Here is a 1,029-nt window from a genome sequence, read left to right as displayed (position 1 = left end):
GGCGTCCGCCAGCTCGATAGAGGCGGGTTCGTTTTCCGGCGCGAGCGGGCGCGCAGTGTTCTCGTCGGTGTCCATGTCATAATCATACCGCAAACGGGCGGCGTTCGGTGCGAGCGTGCGGGGCGCCCATCGCATCGCCGCATCTGGGAGCGGCTCGACGGCGATGCGCGGGAGCGGGTTGATCCGGCAGGCTCTCCGGCGTCCGACGTTCGCCGGCTCGCCCACGCGGCGGCGGGTCCGATGAAGCGCGAACATGTCGATTGCGGCACATGTTGGCACACGAAAGACGCAGGCAAAGAAAAAGGCCGGAAGCGATGAGCTTCCGGCCTGGCATTTCGTGGTGCCCCCAACGGGAATCGAACCCGTGTCTCAGCCTTGAAAGGGCCGCGTCCTGACCTCTAGACTATGGGGACGGCTTGCGCGATTCCTAGCTGGAAAAGCAGCCTGAACATTATTACAAAGCGAGCGCGTCATTGCAAGCGTTTTTTTCGAAAGCGAGCGGACGCGCCTTGCGGCAGCAGGTTGGGCAGCTGCGATACCGCCACGCCCAGCATGATGACGGCTATTCCGGCCGTCTGAAGCGCGTCCACGGGTTCGGACAGGACGAGCACCGATATCGCTATTCCGCATGGCAGCTCCGACGATGCCATGATGGTGGACAGCCCCGCCGAGAGGTGCGGCGTTCCGATGCCGAACAGCACCACGGGCACGAACAGCCCGAATACGCCCAGGATCAGCCCGTACTTCCAAATGCCGGCCTGCAGCGCGCCGCTTGAGAAGTAGTCGGGGCACACGGCGAAGCCGAGGATGCACGCGCCCAGGCACACGACGAGTCCGCGCTCGATTGGCGGCAGGTCGCAGCCGACGCGCGCCGACAGGAACATGAACGTCGCGCAGCTGACGGCCGACAGCAGCGCGCAGAGGATGCCGAGCGGGTCGAGATGACCCACCGTGTTCGAGAACAGGCCGCTCGCCAAGAGGGTGCCTCCGAGGATGACGGCCGCCGCGACGATTTCAGCGAGGCGGGGT

At 65.2% G+C, this 1,029-nt stretch carries 1 protein-coding gene and 1 tRNA gene; both read right to left on the bottom strand.

From position 1 onward, the window contains the following. Nucleotides 1–338 precede the first annotated feature (338 nt). Nucleotides 339–413 (bottom strand) — tRNA-Glu (locus ACMO6A_RS06775). 57 nt (nt 414–470) lie between these two features. Next, nucleotides 471–1,029, bottom strand: a 559-nt coding sequence (locus tag ACMO6A_RS06770; protein WP_418470979.1) for an EamA family transporter, incomplete at its 5' end; no start/stop codon positions are given.

The organism is Eggerthella sp., assembly GCF_048329335.1.
Classification (GTDB): Bacteria; Actinomycetota; Coriobacteriia; order Coriobacteriales; family Eggerthellaceae; genus Eggerthella; species Eggerthella lenta.
Note: the sequence above shows the minus strand (reverse complement) of the source record. Positions and strands in the feature narration are given on the sequence as shown.